Genomic DNA, 22082 nt, shown 5'->3' on the forward strand with positions numbered 1-22082 from the left:
GCCTCGCCGGCGGGGACAATCGAGCATGGCCAATGCTGTCCTGCACGACATCGTCCGACACAACACCTGGGCAACCCGGGCGCTGATCGACTTCGTCATCGCCCAACGCCTCACCCCGGATCAACTGACAGCGACCGGAGTCGGCACTTTCGGCACCATTCCGCAGACGCTGGAACACATCGTGATCTGTGACGCGAGCTATCTGCGCCGGCTGGCCATCATCGACATCGGCTGGGTGGACACGCCGACCGTCCTCGATCTCAGCGTGCTGCGGGACCGTGCCGAGGAGTTGATCGACCGCTGGGACCGGTGCCTGGCCGGACCACCGATCGACACCGAACGGATCGTGCTGGTCGACGACGACACCGAGCAGACCCGAGCCGGGATCCTGCTGGCCCAGGCGATCAACCACGCCAATCATCACCGCGAACAGGTCTGTGCCATCCTGACCGGACTGGGCATCCAGCCGCCCGACATCCAGGCCTGGGAGTACGCCTGGCAGTCCGGTCGGATCAGCGCGGTCGACGATTGCCACTGATCAGACGGCGTCCAGTCGGCCGGCTCCGGTGACCGTGATCACCGGCACCCCCTCGACATCACTGGCATCAAGATCGACAACGGCGGAGAATCCCCAGTCGTGATCACCCTCGGGGTCGTCGAAGATCTGCCGTACGGTCCAACGGCGACCAGCCTGTTCCATGATCAACATCGCCGGGCCGCGGGCGTCCGGCCCGAGCCCGATCTCGTCGTGATCATCGAAGTACGGTTCGATCGCGTCGGCCCAGACGTCAGCGTTCCAGCCGCGGTCGCCGTCCATGTCCGCCAACGCTTCCCAGTCCTCGCGGGCACACAGCTCGACCCGCCGGAACAGCGCGTTGCGGACCAGCACCCGGAAGGCACGGACGTTGCCGGTCACCGGCGGCGGACCATAATCGACTTCCGACCGGCCATCCTGATCAACACGGTGCAGCTCCGGGTGGGCCAGTTCCTCCCATTCCTCCAGCAGTGAGGAATCGGTCTGCCGGACGACCTCACCGAGCCACTCGATCAGATCCTGCACCTCGCCGGTCTTGGCTTCCTCGGGCACGGTCTGCCGCAGCGCGCGATAGCCGTCGGCGAGGTAACGCAACACCATGCCCTCCGATCGGGCCAGCCGGTAGGAGGCGACGAACTCGCTGAAGTTCATCGCCTGTTCGGCCATCTCCCGGATCACCGACTTGGGCGACAGTTCGGTGTCGGCCAGCCAGGGGTGGGTCTGCAGATAGGTCCGGTAGGCCGGCAACAACAGATCGGCCAGTGGCTGCGGATGCGTGACGTCGTCCAGCCGCTCCATCCGTTCCTCGTACTCCAGACCTTCGGCCTTCATCTCGGCCACGGCTTCACCACGAGCCCGATTGCGTTGCGCACTCAGGATCGGGCGCGGATCGTCCAGGGTCGCCTCGATGATCGAGATGACGTCCAGCGGGTAGCTCGCCGACTCCCGATCCAGCAGCTCGAACGCCGCCAACGCGAACGGCGACAGCGGTTGGTTCAACGCGAAGTCCGGCTGCAGCTCGACGGTCAGCCGGGCACGCCGACCCAACTCGTCCGGCTCGTCGGACTGTTCGACAATGCCCCCTCGACGCAGCCCGCGATAGATCGCCAACGCCCGCCGGATGTGTCGGCGTCGGCGCTGCGGCGGCTCGTCGTTGGTGGTCAGCAGATGGTGCATCGCGGCCATGCAGTCGCCGGGCCGGTTGATCACGTTCAGCAGCATCGCATTGCTGACCGCGAAGCTCGACTCCAACGGCTCCGGGTCGGCGGCGACCAGCCGGTCGAAGGTGGGCTCGCCATAGCCGACGGTGCCCGGCGGCGGCTTCTTCTTCACCACCTTGCGGCGCTTCTTCGGATCGTCGCCGGCCTTGGCCAGCGCCTTCTCGTTGGCCACCACGTGATCGGGCGCCTGGACGATGACGGTGCCGGACGTGTCGTACCCGGCCCGGCCGGCGCGACCGGCGATCTGATGGAACTCCCGTGCGGTCAGCAGCCGCGGGCGTTCGCCGTCGTACTTGCTCAGCGAGGTCAGCAACACGATCCGGATCGGCACATTGATGCCGACGCCGAGCGTGTCGGTGCCGCAGATGATCTTGAGCAGCCCGGCCTGGGACAGCCGCTCCACCAGCCGGCGATAGCGGGGCAGCATTCCGGCGTGGTGCACACCGACCCCGTTGCGGACCAGCCGGGACAGCGTCTTGCCGAAGCCGGAGCTGAAGCGGAAGTTGCCGATCAACTCGGCGATCCGGTCCTTCTCCTCGCGACTGCAGACCTTCAGGCTGGTCAGTGCCTGTGCCTGTTCGATCGCGGCCGCTCGGCTGAAGTGCACGACATAGATCGGGGTCTGGTGGGTTTCCAGCCGTTCGGTGATCGTTTCGTGCAGCGTGGTGGTGACGTACTCGTAGTGCAGCGGCACCGGACGCTCGGCCGACGCGACCACCGTCGTCGTCCGACCGGTCCGCCGTTCAAGATCGTCTGCGAACCGGGTGACGTCACCCAGGGTGGCAGACATCAGCAGGAACTGCGCCTGCGGCAACTCGATCAGCGGCACCTGCCAGGCCCAGCCCCGCTGCGGATCGGCGTAGTAGTGGAATTCGTCCATGATCACCGCGGCCACGTCGGCGTCGCGGCCGTCCCGCAGCGCCATGTTGGCCAGGATCTCCGCGGTACAGCAGATGATCGGCGCCTGGGTGTTGACGCCGGCGTCACCGGTCATCATGCCGACCTGTTGGTGGCCGAAGATCTCGGTGGCGGCGAAGAACTTCTCACTGACCAACGCCTTGATCGGCGCGGTGTAGAAGACTCTGCCGACCGGTCGACCATTCTCCTCGGCAGCCTTCCTGGCCGCCAGGACGGCGAACTCCAGCCCGGTCGCGACCAGGCTCTTGCCGGAGCCGGTCGGCGTGGCGAGGATCACATTGGAGCCGGACACCAGCTCGATCAGGGCGTCCTCCTGAGCCGGGTAGGGCGACAGGCCCCGATCGGTCGCCCAGTCGGTGAATGCGCCGAAGACGTCATCGGGATCCGCGCTCGCGGGCAGCAGATCTGTCAGGGTCATGGCGTTCCTGCGTCCTTCTCGTCGGAGTCCAGAAAGTACCGCATCTGCGGAACTTTGTTGCAGGGCAAAGCATTAATGCGGTGACCACGAAGGTCTGCCGCAATGTTGAGCAAAAGCGCGGCGCCAACCAAGCGCGCCGTTGGACGGAGCATTCAGGGTGGAGCCTGAAAGGAAGCGATGACAGAGTCCGATCCCCTGCCTGTGACCGCCGAACCGCCGGTGACCGCCGAAGCCGACCTCCAGACACTGTGCTCCACCCTGCATCTCGACGCACCGGTGGTCCAGCGGTTCGTCGCTGACTACCTCCGCCTGCTGCCGTCCCGGCTGGATCGGATCGACAGCGACCTGGCCCGGGGAGACCTTCCGGCGGCGACCGTCGACCTGCTCAGCCTGGCGACGTCCAGCACGATGCTCGGGGCCAGCGACGTGACCGAGGCCGCCGAGCAATTACGCGAACGATCCGCCTCGGGCAACCCGGCCGCGGTTGATGCCAGCCGACTGCAGTTGATCTCCCGCGTCGAACAGGCCAAGCTCCGGCTCGCCCGGATCAGCGTCGCCTGACGTCTGCTCAGTCCTCGTCCGGCGCGAGCCGGTAGCCGACGCCACGGACGGTCTGGACGAAGCGCGGTTTGCCGACCGGATCACCCAGCTTGCGCCGCAGATTGGCCAGGTGGACCTCGACCGCGCGGCGGTCGTTGTCGCTGATGTAGCCGCCGGTGCTGCCGTCGCCGCGGAGTTCGAGCACCAGTTCGTTCTTGGTGATCACCCGGCGCTGCCGCTCCAGGATCGCCAGCATCAGGTCGAATTCGCTGCGGGTCAGCTCGACGGGATCGCCGTCCAACTCGCTCAGCCGCATCTGCGGATGCATCCGCAGTCCGTTGTGCGACAGCCAGCCGCCTTCCTCGCCACCCTGTTCGGTACCCGTTGTCGCCGGATCCGGCTCGCCGCCGAGCGGACTGCCCGGAGTCCGACGCATCCGCCGCAACATCGCCTCCACCCGAGCCCGCAGTTCCCTGGGCCGGAACGGCTTGGTGACATAGTCGTCGGCGCCGGAGTCCAGCCCCATCAAGGTGTCGATCTCATCGGTCCGGGCCGACAACATGATGATGTAGGTCGAGCTGAATTCGCGGATCCGCCGGGCGACCTCGAAGCCGTCGATCCCGGGCAGGCTGATGTCGAGCGTGGTCAGGATCGGCTCGTACTCCTTGATCGCCTCGATCCCCTCGACACCGTCGGCCGTCTGATGCGACTCGAAGCCCGCTTCTGCGAGCACGGCGGCGAGCAGGTTCGCGATGTCGGCGTCGTCCTCGATGATGACCGCTACACGACGTTCGTCCCCGTCTGCCATGAGGTCACCGTACCTGGATGAAGACTGAATGACCTGCTCACCCTCTCGCTATGTGGCGACCGGGATCGACAGCAGCTGCCGTGCCATGCACCGTACGCATGGCATCTCGCGGCAAAGTCTTGCCGGTACGCCGCGGGCCCCGATATACCTGACGGTCGGAGCCGACCAGGCGGTTCGGCCGACGACGAGGTGGGAGACGAACGGCATGTTCAAGATCGGATTCAGTACGCTCGGCTGCCCGGGCTACAGCGTGGAGCAGGTGGCTGCGCTGGCCCGTGACAACGGCTTCGACGGCGTGGAGATCCGATTCATCCGCGGCGTGGTCGACCTGGCCACCCTGGAGGAGTTCTCCGCCGGCCGGATCGCCGACACCGCGAAGATCTTCGCCGATGCGGGTGTCGAGGTCAGCTGCATCGACACCAGTGTCCGGTTCGGTTCCGGCGATCCCGACGAACTGGCAACCCAGCGCGAGATCGCCAAGATCAACTGCGAGATCGCCGGTGCGCTCGGCGCCCGCTACATCCGCGTCTTCGGCGGCACCCGGCCGGCCGACGCCGATCCCGACACGTCGCTGCAGACGATCGCCGACGGCCTCGGCACGGTCGCCGACGACGCCCACGCGGCAGGGATCGAGGCATTGCTGGAGACCCACGACGACTTCTGCACCGCCGCGACGGTCCAGCCATTGTTGGACCGGACCAGCGACCGTCTGGGCGTCCTGTGGGACTTCATGCACAGCTTCCGCAACGGAGAGTCCGCCGAGCAGACCTGGTCGGCCCTGGGCCCGAGGATCCGCCAGGTGCACGTCAAGGACGGCAGCGTCGCCACCCCGGAGAAGTTCGACCTGGTCCTGACCGGCACCGGCATCGTCCCCCTCGGGGACGCAATCCGCGTACTCCGAGCCGCCGACTTCACCGGCTACGTCGACTTCGAATGGGAAAAGGCCTGGCACCCCGAGATCGAACCCCCCGAGGTCGCCATCCCGCACTTCCGCCAGGCCCTCCAAACCCTCATCTCCGGCCAGGAGAACTAAGCGCGATATATCAAGGTTAGGCACGTCCCAGCACCGCGGGAACGTGCCTAACCTTGATATATCGCGCTGGGGTTGTTGCTCTTGGGGCGGGTGGGACTCAGGCGGCGGCGATGGCGACCAGGTCGCGGCCGGGGCCTTGGGTCGGGTAGCGGCCGGTGCGCCAGATCGCGGCCAGTGGGCGGGTCAGGTCGTGGTCGCGGATCTTCACCGAACGGAGCCGGCCGAGGGCCAGTTCGTCGGCGACCGACAGTCGGCTCAGCACACCGGGTGCCAGGCCGCCGCCGATGGCGGCGTTGACCGCACCCTCGGTGCTCAGCTCCACGGCCGGTTCGGCGATTTCGGCGTCCGGCAACGCCTTGGCCAGGATGAGCTCCAGGGCGCGGCGGGTTCCGGACCCGGGCTCACGGGTGACCAGTGGGGTCTTGGCGACCTGTTCCAGGGAGACCCCGCCACGCCGGCGAGCCCAAGGATGTCCGGGTGCGACGACCAGCACCAGCTCGTCCTCGGCGATCACCCGGCACTTCAGATCGCGCGGCAGCTCGGGAGTCTCGATGAAGCCGATCGCGGCCTTGTCGTTGCGGACCAGGTCGACGACCTTGGAGCTGTTGCCGGTGATCAATTCGACGTCGGTCGGCTTCGCTCCGACCCGCAGCTGTTGGCGATGCAGCTCGACCAGCCAGGTCGGCACCAGGTGTGCCGAGGTGGTCAGACTCGCCGCGATCCGCATCCGCGTCGCCCGTCGTTCACGGAGCGCGGCAAGGCCGAAGTCCATCCGCTCGGCCGCCGACAACACATCCTGAGCCCAACCGGCGACGAGCCGACCGGTCTGGGTCAGCTGCGAACCGGTCGGGCTGCGGTGGACCAGCTCGGCACCCAGTTGGGATTCCAACGAACGCATCCGTGACGATGCCGCCTGCTGGGAGTAGCCCATCTCCTGGGCAGCGGCAGAGAGACTGCCGGTTCGGTCCACCGCAGACAACAGCTGCATGGCCGATAGGTCGGGGACTCGTCCACTGAGCACGCCGGCTCCTTCTCGATCTTGGGTCACCAGGTCCTACAACTCGAAGTTGTATCCAGGGACCACGGTAGGCCTGACCCGCTGAGCGGTTGCTGAGAACCAGCCGTGACCGCCGATCCGGCGACCGGAATCGGTCGCCACAGGCTCAGCCTGTTGCCAGGTTGCCGCACCCGTCGTGGCAGGATGCGCCGGGTGACATGGACGGTCGAGCGGGTCGGGTTCGCCCCGGTCAAGGGGACCCGCCACCTGGCCTACCCGGCCATCACCCTCGGCACCGGCGGGCCGGTCGGCGACCGCCGCTTCTGCCTGGTCGATCCGGGCCGCGGCCGAGCATTGCGCACCGTACAGAATCCGGAACTGGTCGCGGTCCGCGCCGACTGGACCGACCCGGTCCTGAGCTGCCGCTTCCCCGACCACACCGTGATCTCCGCGCCCGTCGCACTGACCGACGACCAGGTCAGCTTCGACTACTGGGGCCGGACGGCGACCGGGCAGGTGGTAGCCGGCCCGTGGGCCGGTGCCTTCGGGCGATACCTCGGCGCCGACCTGCTGCTGGTCGCCTGCCCACCCGGAGATGTCGTGTTCGGTGAAGCGGTGACGGTGGTGACGCGTACCTCGATCGACAACCTCGCAGCGCGACTGGGTACGCCGATCGACCCGGCCCGGTGGCGAGCAACCGTCGTCATCGACGACTCCACCGACGCCGCCAGGACACCCGAGCCCGACTGGATCGGACGATCGGTGCAGATCGGCGGCGCGACCATCTCGATCACGGCGCCGGTCGCCCGCTGTGCGGTGATCGACATCTGCCCGGAGACCGGCAGCAGGGATGGTGCGCTGCTGAAGGTCCTGCGACGGTCGGCCCCGCGCGACGAGCTGTACGGCGACCCGATCTTCGGCGTTCAGGCGACGGTGGCCCGTCCGGGTCCGGTCCTGGTCGGTGATCGGGCAGAGTTGTTGCCATGATCTCGACCCTGACGCGGATCCTGGATCCGGTCTACCGGTGGCGGCTGGTCCGGCAATTGCGCGACCTGCCCCGGCCGCGCCACATCGCGCTGGTGATGGACGGCAACCGCCGGTGGGCGCGTGCGGCGGGCCATCAGGATCCCAGCGTCGGTCATCGTGCGGGAGCTGCCCATCTCACCGACGTCCTGGGCTGGTGCGAGCGCCGAGGCATCGACCACGTCACCGTCTTCGTCGCCTCGACCGAGAACCTGATCCGCCGGCCCGGTTCGGAGATCGCGGCGATCCTGTCCACGATGGATCGATTGCTGTCTGATCGCGCGGCTCGGACGGACAACCGGTGGCAGCTGCACCTGTCCGGCCGGATCGATCTGCTGCCCGACAACACCCGGAACGCCCTGAAGTCCGCGGCCGAGAAGACGGCCGGACGGGGCCTTCCGTGCCATCTCAGCATCGCGATCGGCTACGGCGGTCGCCAGGAGATCATCGACGCGCTCCGGGACTACCTCGACGATCATCGCGATCAGCCACTGGAACGGCTCGCAGCAACCTTCGAGCCCGACGAGATCAGCCGTCGGCTGTACCAGCCCGATCAGCCCGATCCGGATCTGATCATCCGGACCAGCGGCGAGATCAGGCTGTCCAACTTCTTGCTCTGGCAGGGAGTCCGGGCCGAGTACTACTTCTGCGACAGCTACTGGCCCGGTTTCTCCGAACGCGACTTCCTGCGGGCGCTGCGCACGTTCGGCCGGCGACGGAGCCGCGCCGGCTGAACGCTGACGGCTCAGTGCGCTGCGACCGGCTCCGACTCCGAGGCGCCGTGACCGGCCCCCTCCACCGGGGCGGACTTGGTCACGAAGGCCGACAGCACGAAGGCGATCGCTGCCGCGACTGCACCGACCAGGAAGCTGGCGTGGATGCCGCCGAGCTGGGCGTGCAACGCGTCCACACCGCTCCGGGCCAGTGCTCCGGTGCGGATCGCCATGATCGCGATCAGCAACGCGGTACCGGCGGCACCGGCGACCTGCTGCAGCGTCATCAGGGTGGCGCTGCCGTGCGAGTAGAGATGCGGCGGCAGCGGGTTCAGGCCGTTGGTCATCGCAGGCGTCATGATCATGCCCATCCCGGCACCCATCATCAGCGCGTACTGGACACCCAACAGCCACAGCGGAGTGTTCTCGTCGGAGACGGCGAACGCCACCAGCATCAGGCTCAGCAGCCCGGTGCCGATCATCATCAGCACCTTCGGGCCATAACGGTCGTACAGCCGGCCGATGATCGGCCCCATGATCGCCATCAGGATCCCGCCGGGCAGCATCAGCAGCCCGGTGGCCAGGGTGCTCAGACCGTGCACCTGCTGCAGGTAGAGCGGCAGGATCAAGATCATCCCGAACATCGCGACCATCCCGAGCAGGATCACCACCAGGCTCTTGCGGAAATCGGTGAAACCGAACACCCGCAGGTCCAACAGCGGGTTACCGGAGCGCTGCAGCCGGATCTGCCGGAAGCCGAAGACCAGCAGGCAGGCGATCCCGATCACCAGGGCGACGATCGCGGTGACCGGCACCCCGCCGCCACCGCCGGCACCGAACTGGTTCAGGCCGAAGACGAACAGGCCGAAGGCCGGAATGGTCAACGCGACCGACGCCATGTCGATCGGATGCTCGTCCTTCTCACCGATGTTGGTCAGCCGGAGGATGCCGATGATCAGGGCGATGGCCGCGATCGGCAACACGATCAGGAACATGAACCGCCAGGACAGGTACTGCAGGATCAGGCCGGACACGGTCGGCCCGATAGCCGGGGCGACGGCGATCACGATGCTGACGGTGCCCATGAAGGTGCCGCGGCGAGCCGGCGGCACAAGATTCAGGACCGTGGTCATCAGCAGCGGGATCATCACCGCGGTGCCGGAGGCCTGGATGATCCGAGCGATCAACAGCACCGCGAAGCCGGGGGCCAGCCCGGCCAGCAGGGTGCCGAGGCAGAACAGCCCGAGCGCCAGGATGAAGACGGTCCGGGTGGTGAGCCGTTGCAGCACGAAGCCGGTGGTCGGGATCAACACGGCCATGGTCAGCATGAACGCGGTGGTCAGCCACTGTCCGGTGCTCGCCGTGATGTGCAGATCCTCCATCAGCCGCGGAAGCGCGACGCTCATGATGGTCTCGTTGAGGATGACGACGAACGCTGCGATCAGCAGGATGCCGATCACCGTGCGATCACCGGCAGTCATCCGCTGCGGGACGCCGGGTCCGGCGCTGTAAGCGTCAGTGGTGGTCACGCTGGTGGCCTTTCATACGTCACGGGCTCCGGTGGTCGGTGCCTTCACCCCGTAGTCGAAGACACCCATCTGATTTCGACATCCAGCGACGCCGAGAACGAAGTTTGAGAGTGGAGGTCCTGCACGTGGATGCCCGACAGCATCCACCGATCAGCACCGACCGCCAGAACCAACAGCAATGGTAGGGGTGATCGCTATTCCCCACATCGGGAATTTTCCCTATTGCGCCCGGGCTCGCGGTCCCGTCAGGGTTGAGCCACGACGAACCGGAACGAACGAGGATCCGCATGGCCGACCGACTCCCCACCCCGACCGGCACGCTGCGGCTGGCCGATGGCCGCGATCTCAGCTGGGACGAACACGGACCAACCGACGGCCCTGCGGTGTTCTATCTGCACGGCATCCCCGGCTGCCGGGTGATGTGGAGCGGGCTCGGTTCGGCGGCGGAATCGGCGGGTGTCCGGCTGATCGTTCCCGATCGCCCCGGCTGCGGGCTGTCGTCGTTCCAGCCCGACCGTCGGATCACCGACCTGCCGAGCGATCTGAGCGCGCTCGCCGATCAGCTGCGGCTGGAGCGCTACTGGGTGGCCGGTGTCTCCGGCGGCGGCCCGTACGCCCTGGCAACGGCGGCGGCCGGCGACCCGCGGCTGGTCGGCGCGGTGGTCACCAACGGGGTCGGCCCGTTGCACACCCCCGACGCGATCGCCGGCCTGTACGACGTCAATCGGCCGGTCTTCGAAGCCGCCGCGACCGGCGTCGAGGCCTGCCGCCCGATCATCGAGTCGATGACGGGAGGCACCGAGCCGGACCGGGACGCACTGGCCGCCATCCTGCGAGCGATGCCGGCCGAGGATCGGGCGGTGATCGAGGCCGATCCACGGATGGCCGCCGAGGTCGGCGATCTCCGGCCGGCCGCCGTCAACGGCATCGACGGACTGGCCTACGACCTGTGGCTGGCCGTGCAACCCTGGGGCTTCGACCTCACCGAGATCGCCGTCCCGGTCGACTTCTACGCCGCTGATCACGATCGCAACGTCCCGATCCAGCACGCGGTCGACCAGGCCGCGCTGGTGCCGAACAGCACGCTGACCGTGTGGCCGGCATCGGGGCATTTCAGCGGCTTCGTCCGGCTGCCCGAGGTGCTCGCAGCATTGGCCCGGACGGCTACCGCCGAGCGCGAAGCGCCTTCAACTGCAGGTAACTCGGCGCATACGGAGTGACCCGCAGCTTCATCCCTGCCTCGCCCGGAGTCCGGTTGCCCTTGCGTTCGTTGCACTTGGAGCAGGCGGAGACCAGGTTCTGCCAGGTCGAGCCGCCGCCCCGCGATCGGGGCAGGATGTGATCGACGGTGGTGGCCTTGCCACCGCAGTAGGCGCAGGCCCGGTCGCGGGCGTGGATGCCGGCCTTGGTGCACGGCGGAGTGCCGCGATGAACCCACTTCATCACGACGTAGCGGACCAGCCGGAGCACACGCGGCAGCGGATAGGGACCGAAGGTGGATCCGTCGACCTCTTCCTCGACGACGGCGACCTGGCGGTAGAGCATGCCGATGGCGTGCCGCACGCTCACCCGCTGCAGCGGCTCATAGCTCGCGTTGAGTACCAGCACGTCGGTCATCCGCGCCTCCTGCGCAGATATTAGACGGACCGGTGACATCGGCCACGTGATTTCGCCGCGGTTCTGCCCGCAACATGCCCAGATGTCGGCCGGACGAGCCCGGATCGTCACCGAAGGCATCCTCCGAGGTAACCGGCGACGTACCCCCTTGCATCACTCGGGCGGCCCCGTTACGCTCTGATAAATCGTTATACCACCGTCGCGGCAGTGCATGACGGTGTGGTAAATCGTCATACCAGGAGGCTTTGATGCAGCCCGTACTCGCTTACGAACGTGGACTGAGCAAGTTCAAACCGTTGGACCGGGTGATCACCTACGACGACTTCGATCACGGCTTCAACGGCTGGATGGACCTGACACCGAATTTCGTCGAGGAGGATTACCGGTCGTTTCCCAGCATCGTCGATCTGGAGCGCTGGGCGCCGTCCATGCTGAGCGCCGCCCCGATGCGGTTCGCCGCCTCGCACGGATCGATGGAGGGCACCTACTCGCTGAAGCTCACCACCCGGCCGACCGCGGCCCGCTACGAGGAGCCGCCGGCGGCCGGCAGCATGGGAACCGCGATCAAGCGGCTGTCGAACATCGCCAACACCTCGACGATCCAGATCGAGGCCTGGTACGCCTACACGCCGCAGCAGGACCGGACCGGCAAGGGCGAGGAGGACATCCGCGCGTTCGGCTTCTTCTTCGATCTCCAGGACACCGAGTACCGCTTCATGCCCGGCGTGCGCTATGTGAACTCGGTCAACGGGGAACTGGTCAAGCGCTGGCAGTACTGGAAGGTGCGTGACGGGGTCAGCCGCGCGGATTGGTGCTACGGCCTGGCCGACGGCTGGCAGGAGCCCGGGATCGACAACCTCTGGTACGGCCGGCGGCATCCCGACGGCTCGGCCGACGCCTACCAGTGGATCCCTGACGGCCAACAGGATCTGGTCTACAACGAGAGCCCGGACAAGATCAATTGGCTCTATCTCCGACTCACCTTCGACTACCGACGACGGCAGTACATCGAGTTCGAGAGTCAGGACCGGGTCTTCGATCTGCGCGGGCTGGCGCCGACCCTGTCGCCCCGCTACCGGAGCATCGACAACCTGATCAATCCGATCTTCTTCGTCGAGACCGACACCGATCGCAGCGTGAACCTCTACCTCGACTCGGTTGTCTACTCCATCGACTGACCGCCCGCTACCCCACGACAGGAGTGCAGCATGCTCAACTCGAACACGTCGGTCCTCGATCGCCGGGTGACGATCACCGATGATCATCAGACCTTTCCCTACGAAGCCGGCTGGGCGTTGGAGGCCACCTGGTTCGTGCAGACCGAGGGCGACCATCCGGCACTGTCACTGCGACCGCAGACCTCCCCGGACGGGCTGGCCTGGGTGGACATCGGGCCCGCGGTCGAGCTCGGCGTCGACACCATGATCAGCCGGATCCCGGCAACCCATTTCGGCGGCTGGCTGCGGCTGGTCGTCGAGGGCGCGACCGCGACGAGTCCGGCAACGGTCCTGACCCATCTCGTTCTCAAGGGTTGATCCGATGACGGAGACAACGACGTTTCGTCAGCGGCGTAGAGCCGTCGTCGCCAGCACGATCGGTGCGGCACTGGAGTGGTACGACTTCACCTTGTACGGCTTGGCCAGCGCCGTGGTGCTCGGTCCGGTCTTCTTCCCCTCCGACAACCCGGTCCGGGGCACCCTGAGCTCGCTGGCGACCTTCGGGGTGGGCTTCTTCGCCCGACCGGTCGGTGGCGTGATCTTCGGCAATCTCGGCGATCGACTCGGCAGACGCCGGATCCTGGTGATCACGTTGATCCTGATGAGCGCTTCCACCTTCTGTATCGGGTTGTTGCCCGGTTATCAGCAGATCGGCATCGGCGGTCCCCTGCTGCTGGTGCTGTTGCGGATCGCCCAGGGACTCGGGGCAGGCGCCGAGTACGCCGGGGCGACGCTGCTCGCCGCCGAACATTCCAGCGATGGCCGGCGCGGTCTGGTGTCGGCGATCCCGACGGTCGGCAGTCCGATCGGTTCGATCGTGGCATCGATCGTCTTCGGTCTGTTCACGCTGCTGCCCGATGATCAGTTCCTGTCCTGGGGTTGGCGGATCCCGTTCCTGCTCAGCGTCGTCCTGTTCGCGTTCGGGATGTGGATGCGATTGCGGGTCACGGAGTCGCCGGTCTACGTCGACACCCAACAGGGCGGTGCGGCAGGCAGGGTCGGTGTGCTCGAGCTACTGCACCGACACCCGGTTCCGCTGCTCAAGGCCGTGATGATGAACATCGGCCCGAATGCGTCCAGCTATCTCCCGACGGTGTTCGGCGTCTCCTACCTGGCCAACACGTTGCACCTCCCCGCCGTCACCGGCACCAATGCGGTGATCATCGGCAACGTCTTCGCGATGGTCGTGCTGCCCACCGCCGGACTGCTGACCGACCGGATCGGGCGACGCCCGGTGTTCATCGCCGGCGCGCTGTTGATCGCGGCGATGGCCTTCCCGTTCTTCTCGATGTTGGACACGCGCAACTTCGCGGTGATCGCGGCGGCGTTCGTGATCTTGTTCAGCATCGCCGGGCATTGCATGCTCGGCGCGCAGGCGTCGATCCTGCCCGAACAGTTCCCGACCGAGGTCCGCTACAGCGGGGTCGCCATCTCCCGCGAACTGGCCAGCGCACTGGTCGGCGGGACGTTGCCGTTCGTCGCAACCGCGTTGATCGCCGCCACCGGTACGACCGGTTCGGTGTCGATCCTGGTGATCGTCGTGGCGTTGATCGCCGCGATCGGTGCAGCCCTGATGCGGGACCGCCGGGGAAGGACACTCCGCCGCGAGCAGCACGCCTAAGATCTCGACCATGGCGACGCGGAGCGACAGGTCGACACCTGCCCGGCTCAGGGATGTCGCACAACGGGCCGGGGTGTCACCGGGGCTTGCGTCACGGGTGCTGAACAACGATGCCAGCGTCCGACTCCGTCCGGAGACCAAGCAGGCGGTCATCACGGCGGCTGCCGAGCTCGACTACGTCCCGAACTCGGCAGCCCGTTCGCTGCGCTACGCCCGGACATCCACCCTGGGAATGGTGATCGAGAGCGTCACCAGCCCGATGTACGACGGCATCGTGCACGGCGCCCAGGAAGCGGCGGCGACGCACGGCTTCTTCATCCTGATGATCGACGCGCACGAGGTCGAACGCCGTCCCGCCCTGTTCGCCGAACTGATCGCCGCTCGCCGGATCGACGGACTGTTGCTGCAGGGCGGCTTCGACGCAAGCACCCCGATCCCACTCGACCGGATCAGCGCGATCCCGGCAGTGCTGCTCAACGCGCACGGTGTCGGAAGCATCCCGGGCGCCGTCCTGCAGGACGAGGAAGCCGCGGACCTGGCCACCCGGCACCTGCTCGACCTGGGCCACCGCGATCTGCTGTTCGTCGGCTCCCCCCAGGGCTCGACGTCGGAGCGGCGCCGGCACGGCTTCGACCGGGCCGTCGAACGGCACCCCGATGCCACCGGGCGGATGCTCGCGGCGGGCTGGTCGGCCGAACGCTGTCACGACGCGGTCGTCGAACACCTGGCGACCGGCGCCCGGCCCAGCGGCATCATCGCGGTCAACGCCGAAACAGCGGTCGGTGTGCTGTCGGCCGTCCACGAATCCGGCCTGTCGGTGCCCGACGACCTCTCCGTGGTGGCGATCCATGACAGCTGGTTCACCGAGCATCTCCGACCGCCGCTGACCACCGTGGCGCTGCCGATGCGCAAACTCGGAGCGTTGGCCGTCGAGCGGCTGCTGGAGCAGATGCGCGAGCCGCACGAGAACGACCTGGTCATCACCGACCCGGCGCCCAGCCTGACCGTCCGGTCCTCGACCGGTCAGCCGCCGCGATAGTGCCGGACGGGTGGCCGGATCCACGCCCGCGCGGCCCGTCGAATCGAGGTTCGGCCACTCGGGCGGATACCGTGTGGGCATGACAAATCGGGGAACCGCCCGCAGCGGTCGGATCGTGGTGACGGGTGGTTCGGGGTTCATCGGACGCGCCGTCGTGGCCGAACTGCTCCGGGCATCGCGACCGGTGACCGTAGTGGACAAGGTCCCGTTCAGCGAGGTCGGCAAGGACATTCCGGGTGCCGATCGGGTGCAGATGATCACCGGCGATCTGAAGGACGACGCGGTCTGCGAGGCCGCGATCGGCGCCGACACCGGCGGCATCATCCATCTGGCGGCGATGACGTACGTGCTGAAGTCCAAGGAGGACCCGCAGGGCACCTTCGCCGAGAACGTCGTCGTCACCCAGCGGCTGCTGGAGCTGGCCCGGATCAATGCCGTACCGCGCTTCGTCTTCGCCTCAACCAACGCGGTGGTCGGCAACGTCGGCACCCGCACGATCAACACCGAGATGGCGATCCGCCCGCTCGCCCCGTACGGCGCCACCAAGGCTGCCAGCGAGATGCTGATCTCGGGCTACGCCGGTTCGTACGGCATGAGCACCTGCTCGCTGAGGTTCACCAACGTCTACGGCCCCGGAATGGACCACAAGGACAGCTTCGTCCCCCGCCTGATGCGCGCCGCGCTGACCGGAGGTGGGGTCAAGATCTACGGCGACGGCACCCAGCGCCGCGACCTGGTCCACCTGGACGACATCGTGGCCGGCCTGATCAGCGCCCTGGATTCGGAGTACGTCGGCACCACCATCGTCGGCGGCGGGGAGTCGGTGACGGTGTTGCAGATGGTCCAGGACGCCCGTACGGTGACCGGCGCGCCGATCCCGGCCGAACACATTGATCCGCCGGCCGGTGAGATGCCCGCGGTGATCGTCGAACTGGCCGACAGCGAACAAACCATCGGCTACCGTCCGTCGGTCCGGTTCGCCGATGGACTGGTCGGCACCTGGGAGTACTTCCGCGAGTCGGTCAAACCGGCGTCGTGACTTCCGATCACCCCAGCTCGAGACCCTCGTTGGCGCGGCGGCTCGTGCGGTTGGTCGCGGCCAACCGGCTGTTCTCGATCTTCCTCGCGCTCGGGTTGATCATGCGGATCATCACCTGGCTGGCCTACCAGCCGGCGATGCTCTACATCGACTCCTTCCGCTACATCAACAATCTGTACTCGTTGTGTGTCGACGGGCTGAATCCGGTCGGCTACGACCTGATCCTGGTGCCGTTGATCAGCATCGGACGGCTGTTCAACTCCGGCCTGGCGCTGACCACGGCGGTCCAGCATCTGCTCGGCCTGGCGATCGCGATCGTGCTGTACCGGATCTCCCGAGGTCTGGGAGCGCCCAAGATCGTCTCGGCGATCATCACGCTGCCGGTGCTGTTGGACGCCTATCAGTTGCACATCGAGCAGAACATCATGGCCGAGATCTGGTCGGACGCGATCCTGCTCGGCGCACTGTGGCTGTTGCTGGCTTGGAAATTCCGCCGCGCGGAGGGGATCCCCGCGCGACACCGACTGCGGCCCAAACATGACCGGGATCATGATCATGACGATCCCGATCGCCGCTACGGCCCGCTGCCCTGGCAGGCGGCTACCGCCGGTGCGCTGATCGCCTTCAACGTCCCGATCCGGATCATCGGACTGGTCGTCGCGATCGCGTTCTTCGGCTACCTGATCCTCGCCGGTGCCCGCTGGCGGGACCGGATCTGGTGGAAGAAGATGATCAAGCGCGTAGTTGCCGGGGCGGTCGCATTTGCCGTCCTGCTCGGCAGCTACATGATCGTCTTCCGGATCGCGACCGGCGGCTGGGGCCTGTCGGCTGCGAGCTCGGACGTGCTCTACGGCCGGGCCGCGACGGTCGCCAAGTGCAACGAACTCGATCTCAATGCCAACCTCACCCAGCTGTGCCCGAACGTTCCGCTGGATCAGCGCGACGGCGTGGACGCCTACACCCACAGCGGGTCGAAGGTCGAACCGCTGCCGGAGGGAACGACCCAGGAACAGCTGCGACACGAGTTCGGCATGACGGTGCTCCGGCACCAGCCGTTCGATCTGATCTTCGCCGTGCTCAAGGATTTTGCCAAGGGATTCGCCTGGAGCCGCACGACGTCGCACAATGACGTCCCGTTGAAACGATGGCAGTTCGAGCACGACTACACCCGATGGGAGGCGACCGACGCCAATGCGGTCACCCAACGCTTCGACAACACCGATCCGCACGTCATCGGTGCATTCACGACCTTCCTGCGGGCTTACCAGCTGCACGGCGGCTACACCCGCGGCACGTTCCTGGCCTTCGCGGTGCTGCTCGGACTCGCCGGCGCGATCCGGCGACGCGGCGGACTGCGCGCCGAATCGTTGGTCACGGTCGGTTTCGGACTGCTGCTCGTCGGCGGCGCGGCCGGCTTCGAATTCTCCTGGCGGTATCAGCTACCCGGCCTGGTCTTCTTCCCGCTGGCCGCTGCGATCGGGTTCAGTGCGTTGACCGCCCGGAAACGGCCCGCGATGGCCGCCTACCCCGACGCCACCGATCAGGCTGCGCTGCAGCGATTCTCCGAGCAGTACGGTGAGGTCCGGTTCCCCGAACTGGTGGTGGTGATCGCCGCGTACAACGAGGAGAAGGGCATCGGTCCGGTGCTGGACCGGATGCCGAAGACCTGCCCGACGCCCGACGGCCGCTCGCTGGATGTCGCCACCGTGGTGGTCGTCGACGGCGCCAGCGACCGCACCGCCGAGGTCGTCGCCGAACACGACGCCTACGTCTGTGTTGCCACCGACAACCGCGGACAGGGCGGTGCGCTGCGGCTGGGCTACCACCTGGCCGCAGACCGCGGTGCCCGCTACATCGTCACCACCGATGCCGACGGTCAGTACGAGATCGACGAACTCCCCGAGCTGCTGGAGCCGATCCTCACCGACCGTGCCGATTTCGTCACCGGCTCCCGCCGACTGGGTTCGGAGGAGGCCGACAGCCAGATCCGCTGGGTCGGCGTTCGGGTGTTCGCGACATTGGCCTCGATCCTGACCCGGACCAAGATCACCGACACCTCGTTCGGCTTCCGGGCGATGCGGGCCGAGGTCGCCCAGGGCACTCTGCTGACCGAGCCGCAGTATCAGGCCTCGGAACTGCTGCTCGGTGTGATGGCCCGCGGCGCCCGGGTGGTCGAGGTGCCGTTGACCATGCGGCTGCGGAACAGCGGCAAGTCCAAGAAGGGCGGCAGCATCACCTACGGCGCGAACTACGCCCGGGTGATGATCGGCACCTGGCTGCGTGACTGGGTCGGCAACCGCGCCACCCGGCGGCTGCGGAACGCCGCGCGATCTGCCCACTCCGGATCGACCGCCGCCGAGGAAGAGTTGAGCACACCGCAACCTCGCTGAGCGGTCACCGGCCGTTCCGGCTACTCCCAGGGCCCGTACGGGTCGCGCAACAATCGCGCGAGTTTGGCCGGCGCCAGCCCGTTGCCGCCGGCGGTGCCTTCACGGATCCAAGCCGCCCGCCCCAGCGTCTCGAGCATGCCGTGCTCGGCCGGGCTCATCGGCCGCACCGATTCGTAGCCGTCGACGGCGGCCGCTCGGATGTCCTCACCGTGCGGGTCGCCGGGGCTGCCGGTGTGGCGCAGGCAGTAGGCGAGGTCGTACCCGCGCCACCCGAAGCCGCAATGGTCGAAGTCGAAGAACGCGATCTCCCCGTGCTCGGTGAAATGACAGTTCAGGGTCTGGGGGTCGCCGTGGATGATGCCCCATCCGTGGGCCCCGGGCTGGAAGTCACGCAGCCGCTCGCTGATCCGGGCAGCGGTTTCGGTGATGAAGCGGGCATCGCCGGCGTCGGCCTGCCGCAGTGAAGGCGACATCAGCCGCAGGGATCGCTGGATCAGGGTCTGCTCGTCCAGGTGGTAGCGCGCGTACTCGCTGTCGAAGTCGTCGGCAGCAACGTGGATCGAAGCCAGCGCAGCGCCGAGCCGGGCCGCCTGCGGCAAGGTCAGCTCGTCGGCATCGATCGGTAGTCCCGGACACCAGGTGAAGAGCGCGTAGTGCCGGTCGCCGGTCGGTGCCGTCCGGGTGCCGAGGACGTCGCCATTTCGCCGGGCGACCGGGGTCGACACCGGCGCGCCACGATCACCCAGATGGCTCAGCAGGTCGAGCTCGAAGCGGAGATCGGCGACACCCCGGATCCAGGACTTGCCCTCGCCGTAGACCCGGAATGCGTACGTTGCTTCGTCGGTCTCGACGCGGTAGCTGTCGTTGTGACCGCTCATGATCAAACTGATCCGGGTCGGTGTCCGGCCGTAGTCGTCCTCGATCACCCGACCGACGTCGGCTGTGCTCAGCATGTCCGGACGTCATCTTCCGCTGGCACTGTCGCTCTGAACATCACCGCTCCGCGGTCGTCATGGCGGTGCAGCAGCTCGAAGCCGAGGGATCGGTACAGTCCGGCAGCGGCGCGGTTCTCGTTGCTGACATGAAGACTCAGCCCCCGGATCCCGCGCTGGCCCGCGACAGCGACCAGCTGACGGAGCAGCCGGCTGCCGACACCCCGGCCACGCATCCGATGATCGACAGCCAGCACCAGCTCGGGAACGTCCTCGGCGACGAAGCCGGCGCGATGATCATCGGCAGCGAAGAACCGATACCAGGCCGCTCCGGCGAACTGCGGCCCCGCATCGGTGACCTCTTCGGCAACGATCCCGGCGTCACCGGCACGCCGACCGAAGTCGTCCAGGTAGCTGTCCGGACCTCCCGATCGACGATGATCTTGGAACGCCTGCTCGTCCCACGGATGCCGCCACTGCCAGGCCGCGAAGAGGGCGCGCGCCAGGTGATCTTGATCCCGGCTCGTCGCATCGCGCGTGGTGACGGTCACGGCGTGAACGTAGCGCCCTGGCAACGATCAGGTCAATCGGATTGACTGCGGGCTTTTTCCTTGTGTGTAAGGGAACTCGTGTGGATATCCACTAGGCGACGAGTCCTTGATCGGCTAGAATCGTATGCATGTTCGATCAACCTCCGGAGGGATTCGCCGCGGCCACCGCGATCGAACAATTCCGGGCGGCCGATCGGACCGCACTCCGCGCCCACAACCAGCAATTCGTGCTGGCCGCGTTCTGGCCCGACCTGCACCCCACCGACGGACTCCCGCTGGCCGGCAGCGTCGACACCACCTTCACCGGCGAACGCGCCATCCGGATCGGCGGCCCCGGCACCCCACCCGTCGCCGAGTTCATCACCGCCTCGCTCGCGGTCGAGACCGGCTGGTCGGTGCACAAGATGCGCTACTTCCTCGCCGACGCCGTCGACGTCCGCTACCGCTACCCCCGCATCTTCGGCCGGGTCCGCGAAGGCCAGCTACCCCGCTGGACCGCGCAACGCATCTCCCGCGCCACCCGCGACATCACCGTCTCCCAGGCCGAACAGGTCGAAGACATCCTGCTCCCCAAACTCGCCGGCGTCACCGGACAACGACTGGAAAACCTGATCACCGCCGCCCTGATCACCGTCGACGCCGAACGCTACGAACAACTCGCCGAGAAGGCCCGCCGCGCCCGCTACTTCCGGATCAGCCAAGGCAACGATCACGGCCTCACCGACTTCTACGGCCGCATGGACGCCCCCGACGCCCTCCGCCTGAAAGCCATGGTCGAACGGATCGTCACCATCCTGCGCCAACACCCCGGTGACCTGCCCGGCATCAAAGACCGCGACGCCGCCACGGCCGACGAATGGGCCGCCGTCGCCCTCGGCACCCTTGCCGCCCCGATCCGCACCGCACAACTCCTGCTCGAACACGAACAACCCGACCTGTTCGACCAAGCCGTCGCTCCATTCAACCCCCTTGAGCCTCGCGGCTGGCCGCACCCGGCGCCGAAGCACTACCCCACCAACGATCCGACAGCACCCTTCGACCACCAGGCCGAACCGCCGGCCGACGAATCCGAAGCACCGGCCGATCCGACGGCCGACGGACAGCAGACACCGGGCGACGCTGTTGATCATGACGAACCGGAGCAGGTCCCTGGGCCTGTCGAAGGGCACCACAGCGAGACGCAAGCAGACAGCGCCGGCACCGAGCCTGCGCTCACGGGGCCAATTGATCATGACGAATCCGCCCAACCCGGGCAGGTCCCCGACCCCGTCGAGGCACAGTCCGACAACCAGACGGCGCATCGGCGCAATCATCACCCCGACGACTGCAATGCCGCCGTCCGCGCGATCATCCGCGCTATCCCGCCGGAGAAGCTGCTGGCACCGATCACCTTCCACGTGCACTGCGCCGCCGAAGACCTCGCCACCGACACGAACGGCACCGTCCGGATCGAAGAACTCGGCGCCGCCACCCTCGCGATGACCCGACGCTGGTTCGGCAACACCGCCACCATCAACCTCAAACCCGTCATCGACCCCGCCCGGATCGCACCCGTCGACGCCTACGAGATCCCGGACCGGACCCGCGAAGCCGTGCTGGTCCGTAACCCACTCAGCCGCTTCCCCAACAGCACCGGCCTCAGCCAGAAGATGGACATCGACCACACCATCGCCTACGTCCCCGGCCGACGATGGCAAACCGGACTGCACGACCTCGGCCCCCTCGTCCGACCCGAACATCGCTACAAGACGTTCGGCGAGATCGACGTGCGCCAACCCGAACCAGATCTCTTCGTCTGGCAGACCGGCCACGGCCGCACCCTGATCGTCGACGCCACCGGCACCCACGACCTCGGCACCGGACCCTTCGCCCGACTCGTCTGGACCAGCGCAGCCACCGTCTCCTCGATCCCTCTCCCACCGGCGGACCTGATCACCTGACG

General features: G+C 67.2%; 20 protein-coding genes. 13 read left to right on the forward strand and 7 right to left on the reverse strand.

Annotated features, from left to right (window positions below):
- The first annotated feature begins 25 nt into the window (after positions 1-25).
- Positions 26-538 carry a DinB family protein gene (locus tag BLU38_RS11515; RefSeq protein WP_091524670.1) on the forward strand — a complete coding sequence of 171 codons (513 nt, stop codon included), beginning with the start codon at positions 26-28 and terminating at the stop codon, positions 536-538.
- On the opposite strand, the gene BLU38_RS11520 is transcribed toward BLU38_RS11515, so the two are convergent.
- Positions 539-3091, reverse strand: coding sequence for a DEAD/DEAH box helicase (locus tag BLU38_RS11520; protein WP_091524673.1), 2553 nt, complete (start codon positions 3089-3091; stop codon positions 539-541).
- Between the two features lie 177 nt (positions 3092-3268).
- Here BLU38_RS11520 and BLU38_RS11525 point away from each other — a divergent pair, with 177 nt between their 5' ends.
- Positions 3269-3652: a hypothetical protein gene (locus BLU38_RS11525; protein WP_157683391.1), complete on the forward strand. Its 384-nt coding sequence runs from the start codon at positions 3269-3271 to the stop codon at positions 3650-3652.
- A 7-nt stretch (positions 3653-3659) separates the two neighbouring features.
- Here the strand turns inward: BLU38_RS11525 and BLU38_RS11530 are convergent, their stop codons facing one another.
- Positions 3660-4439: a response regulator transcription factor gene (locus BLU38_RS11530; protein ID WP_091524680.1), complete on the reverse strand. Its 780-nt coding sequence runs from the start codon at positions 4437-4439 to the stop codon at positions 3660-3662.
- Positions 4440-4644: 205 nt separating this feature from the next.
- Between BLU38_RS11530 and BLU38_RS11535 the strand changes: the two genes are divergently transcribed.
- Positions 4645-5472 (forward strand): sugar phosphate isomerase/epimerase family protein, encoded by an 828-nt coding sequence (locus BLU38_RS11535; RefSeq protein WP_157683392.1) that lies wholly within the window; start codon positions 4645-4647, stop codon positions 5470-5472.
- Positions 5473-5569: 97 nt separating this feature from the next.
- Here the strand turns inward: BLU38_RS11535 and BLU38_RS11540 are convergent, their stop codons facing one another.
- The gene (locus tag BLU38_RS11540) at positions 5570-6493 is read right to left on the reverse strand and encodes a LysR family transcriptional regulator (protein ID WP_091524686.1); all 924 of its coding nucleotides are present in this window, start codon (positions 6491-6493) and stop codon (positions 5570-5572) included.
- A 189-nt stretch (positions 6494-6682) separates the two neighbouring features.
- Between BLU38_RS11540 and BLU38_RS11545 the strand changes: the two genes are divergently transcribed.
- Both BLU38_RS11545 and uppS read left to right on the forward strand, forming a co-directional pair.
- Positions 6683-7456 (forward strand): MOSC domain-containing protein, encoded by a 774-nt coding sequence (locus BLU38_RS11545; protein ID WP_172836118.1) that lies wholly within the window; start codon positions 6683-6685, stop codon positions 7454-7456.
- The gene (gene uppS / locus BLU38_RS11550; protein ID WP_091524692.1) at positions 7453-8226 is read left to right on the forward strand and encodes a polyprenyl diphosphate synthase; all 774 of its coding nucleotides are present in this window, start codon (positions 7453-7455) and stop codon (positions 8224-8226) included. Before BLU38_RS11545 ends, uppS begins: the two co-directional genes overlap by 4 nt.
- Positions 8227-8237: 11 nt before the next feature.
- On the opposite strand, the gene BLU38_RS11555 is transcribed toward uppS, so the two are convergent.
- Positions 8238-9734, reverse strand: coding sequence for an MDR family MFS transporter (locus BLU38_RS11555; RefSeq protein WP_197680082.1), 1497 nt, complete (start codon positions 9732-9734; stop codon positions 8238-8240).
- A gap of 287 nt (positions 9735-10021) precedes the next feature.
- Between BLU38_RS11555 and BLU38_RS11560 the strand changes: the two genes are divergently transcribed.
- The gene (locus BLU38_RS11560) at positions 10022-10954 is read left to right on the forward strand and encodes an alpha/beta fold hydrolase (RefSeq protein WP_091524695.1); all 933 of its coding nucleotides are present in this window, start codon (positions 10022-10024) and stop codon (positions 10952-10954) included.
- On the opposite strand, the gene BLU38_RS11565 is transcribed toward BLU38_RS11560, so the two are convergent.
- Entirely contained in the window at positions 10899-11351 is a 453-nt protein-coding gene (locus BLU38_RS11565; protein WP_091524698.1) for an HNH endonuclease, read from the reverse strand. The genes BLU38_RS11560 and BLU38_RS11565 overlap by 56 nt on opposite strands.
- A 248-nt stretch (positions 11352-11599) precedes the next feature.
- Here BLU38_RS11565 and BLU38_RS11570 point away from each other — a divergent pair, with 248 nt between their 5' ends.
- The 6 genes from BLU38_RS11570 (at position 11600) to BLU38_RS11595 (ending at position 18657) form a co-directional block, all read left to right on the forward strand.
- The gene (locus BLU38_RS11570; protein WP_091524701.1) at positions 11600-12529 is read left to right on the forward strand and encodes a DUF6772 family protein; all 930 of its coding nucleotides are present in this window, start codon (positions 11600-11602) and stop codon (positions 12527-12529) included.
- A gap of 30 nt (positions 12530-12559) precedes the next feature.
- Positions 12560-12886, forward strand: coding sequence for a hypothetical protein (locus BLU38_RS11575; protein WP_091524705.1), 327 nt, complete (start codon positions 12560-12562; stop codon positions 12884-12886).
- A gap of 4 nt (positions 12887-12890) precedes the next feature.
- Positions 12891-14189: an MFS transporter gene (locus BLU38_RS11580; protein WP_091524707.1), complete on the forward strand. Its 1299-nt coding sequence runs from the start codon at positions 12891-12893 to the stop codon at positions 14187-14189.
- 10 nt (positions 14190-14199) lie between these two features.
- Positions 14200-15228 (forward strand): LacI family DNA-binding transcriptional regulator, encoded by a 1029-nt coding sequence (locus BLU38_RS11585; protein WP_091524710.1) that lies wholly within the window; start codon positions 14200-14202, stop codon positions 15226-15228.
- A gap of 79 nt (positions 15229-15307) precedes the next feature.
- The gene (locus BLU38_RS11590; protein WP_091524713.1) at positions 15308-16267 is read left to right on the forward strand and encodes an NAD-dependent epimerase/dehydratase family protein; all 960 of its coding nucleotides are present in this window, start codon (positions 15308-15310) and stop codon (positions 16265-16267) included.
- 29 nt (positions 16268-16296) lie between these two features.
- Positions 16297-18657: a glycosyltransferase family 2 protein gene (locus BLU38_RS11595; protein WP_231920299.1), complete on the forward strand. Its 2361-nt coding sequence runs from the start codon at positions 16297-16299 to the stop codon at positions 18655-18657.
- A 20-nt stretch (positions 18658-18677) separates the two neighbouring features.
- Here the strand turns inward: BLU38_RS11595 and BLU38_RS11600 are convergent, their stop codons facing one another.
- Positions 18678-19610, reverse strand: a complete 933-nt coding sequence (locus BLU38_RS11600; protein WP_091524717.1) for a phosphotransferase — start codon at positions 19608-19610, stop codon at positions 18678-18680.
- On the reverse strand, positions 19604-20140 hold the full coding sequence (locus tag BLU38_RS11605) for a GNAT family N-acetyltransferase (protein WP_157683394.1): 537 nt from the start codon (positions 20138-20140) through the stop codon (positions 19604-19606). The genes BLU38_RS11600 and BLU38_RS11605 overlap by 7 nt, the downstream gene beginning before the upstream one ends.
- 128 nt (positions 20141-20268) lie before the next feature.
- Here BLU38_RS11605 and BLU38_RS11610 point away from each other — a divergent pair, with 128 nt between their 5' ends.
- Positions 20269-22080 carry a DUF222 domain-containing protein gene (locus tag BLU38_RS11610; RefSeq protein WP_091524724.1) on the forward strand — a complete coding sequence of 604 codons (1812 nt, stop codon included), beginning with the start codon at positions 20269-20271 and terminating at the stop codon, positions 22078-22080.
- Positions 22081-22082 lie beyond the last annotated feature (2 nt).

This window comes from Microlunatus soli, from assembly GCF_900105385.1.
GTDB lineage: Bacteria > Actinomycetota > Actinomycetes > Propionibacteriales > Propionibacteriaceae > Microlunatus > Microlunatus soli.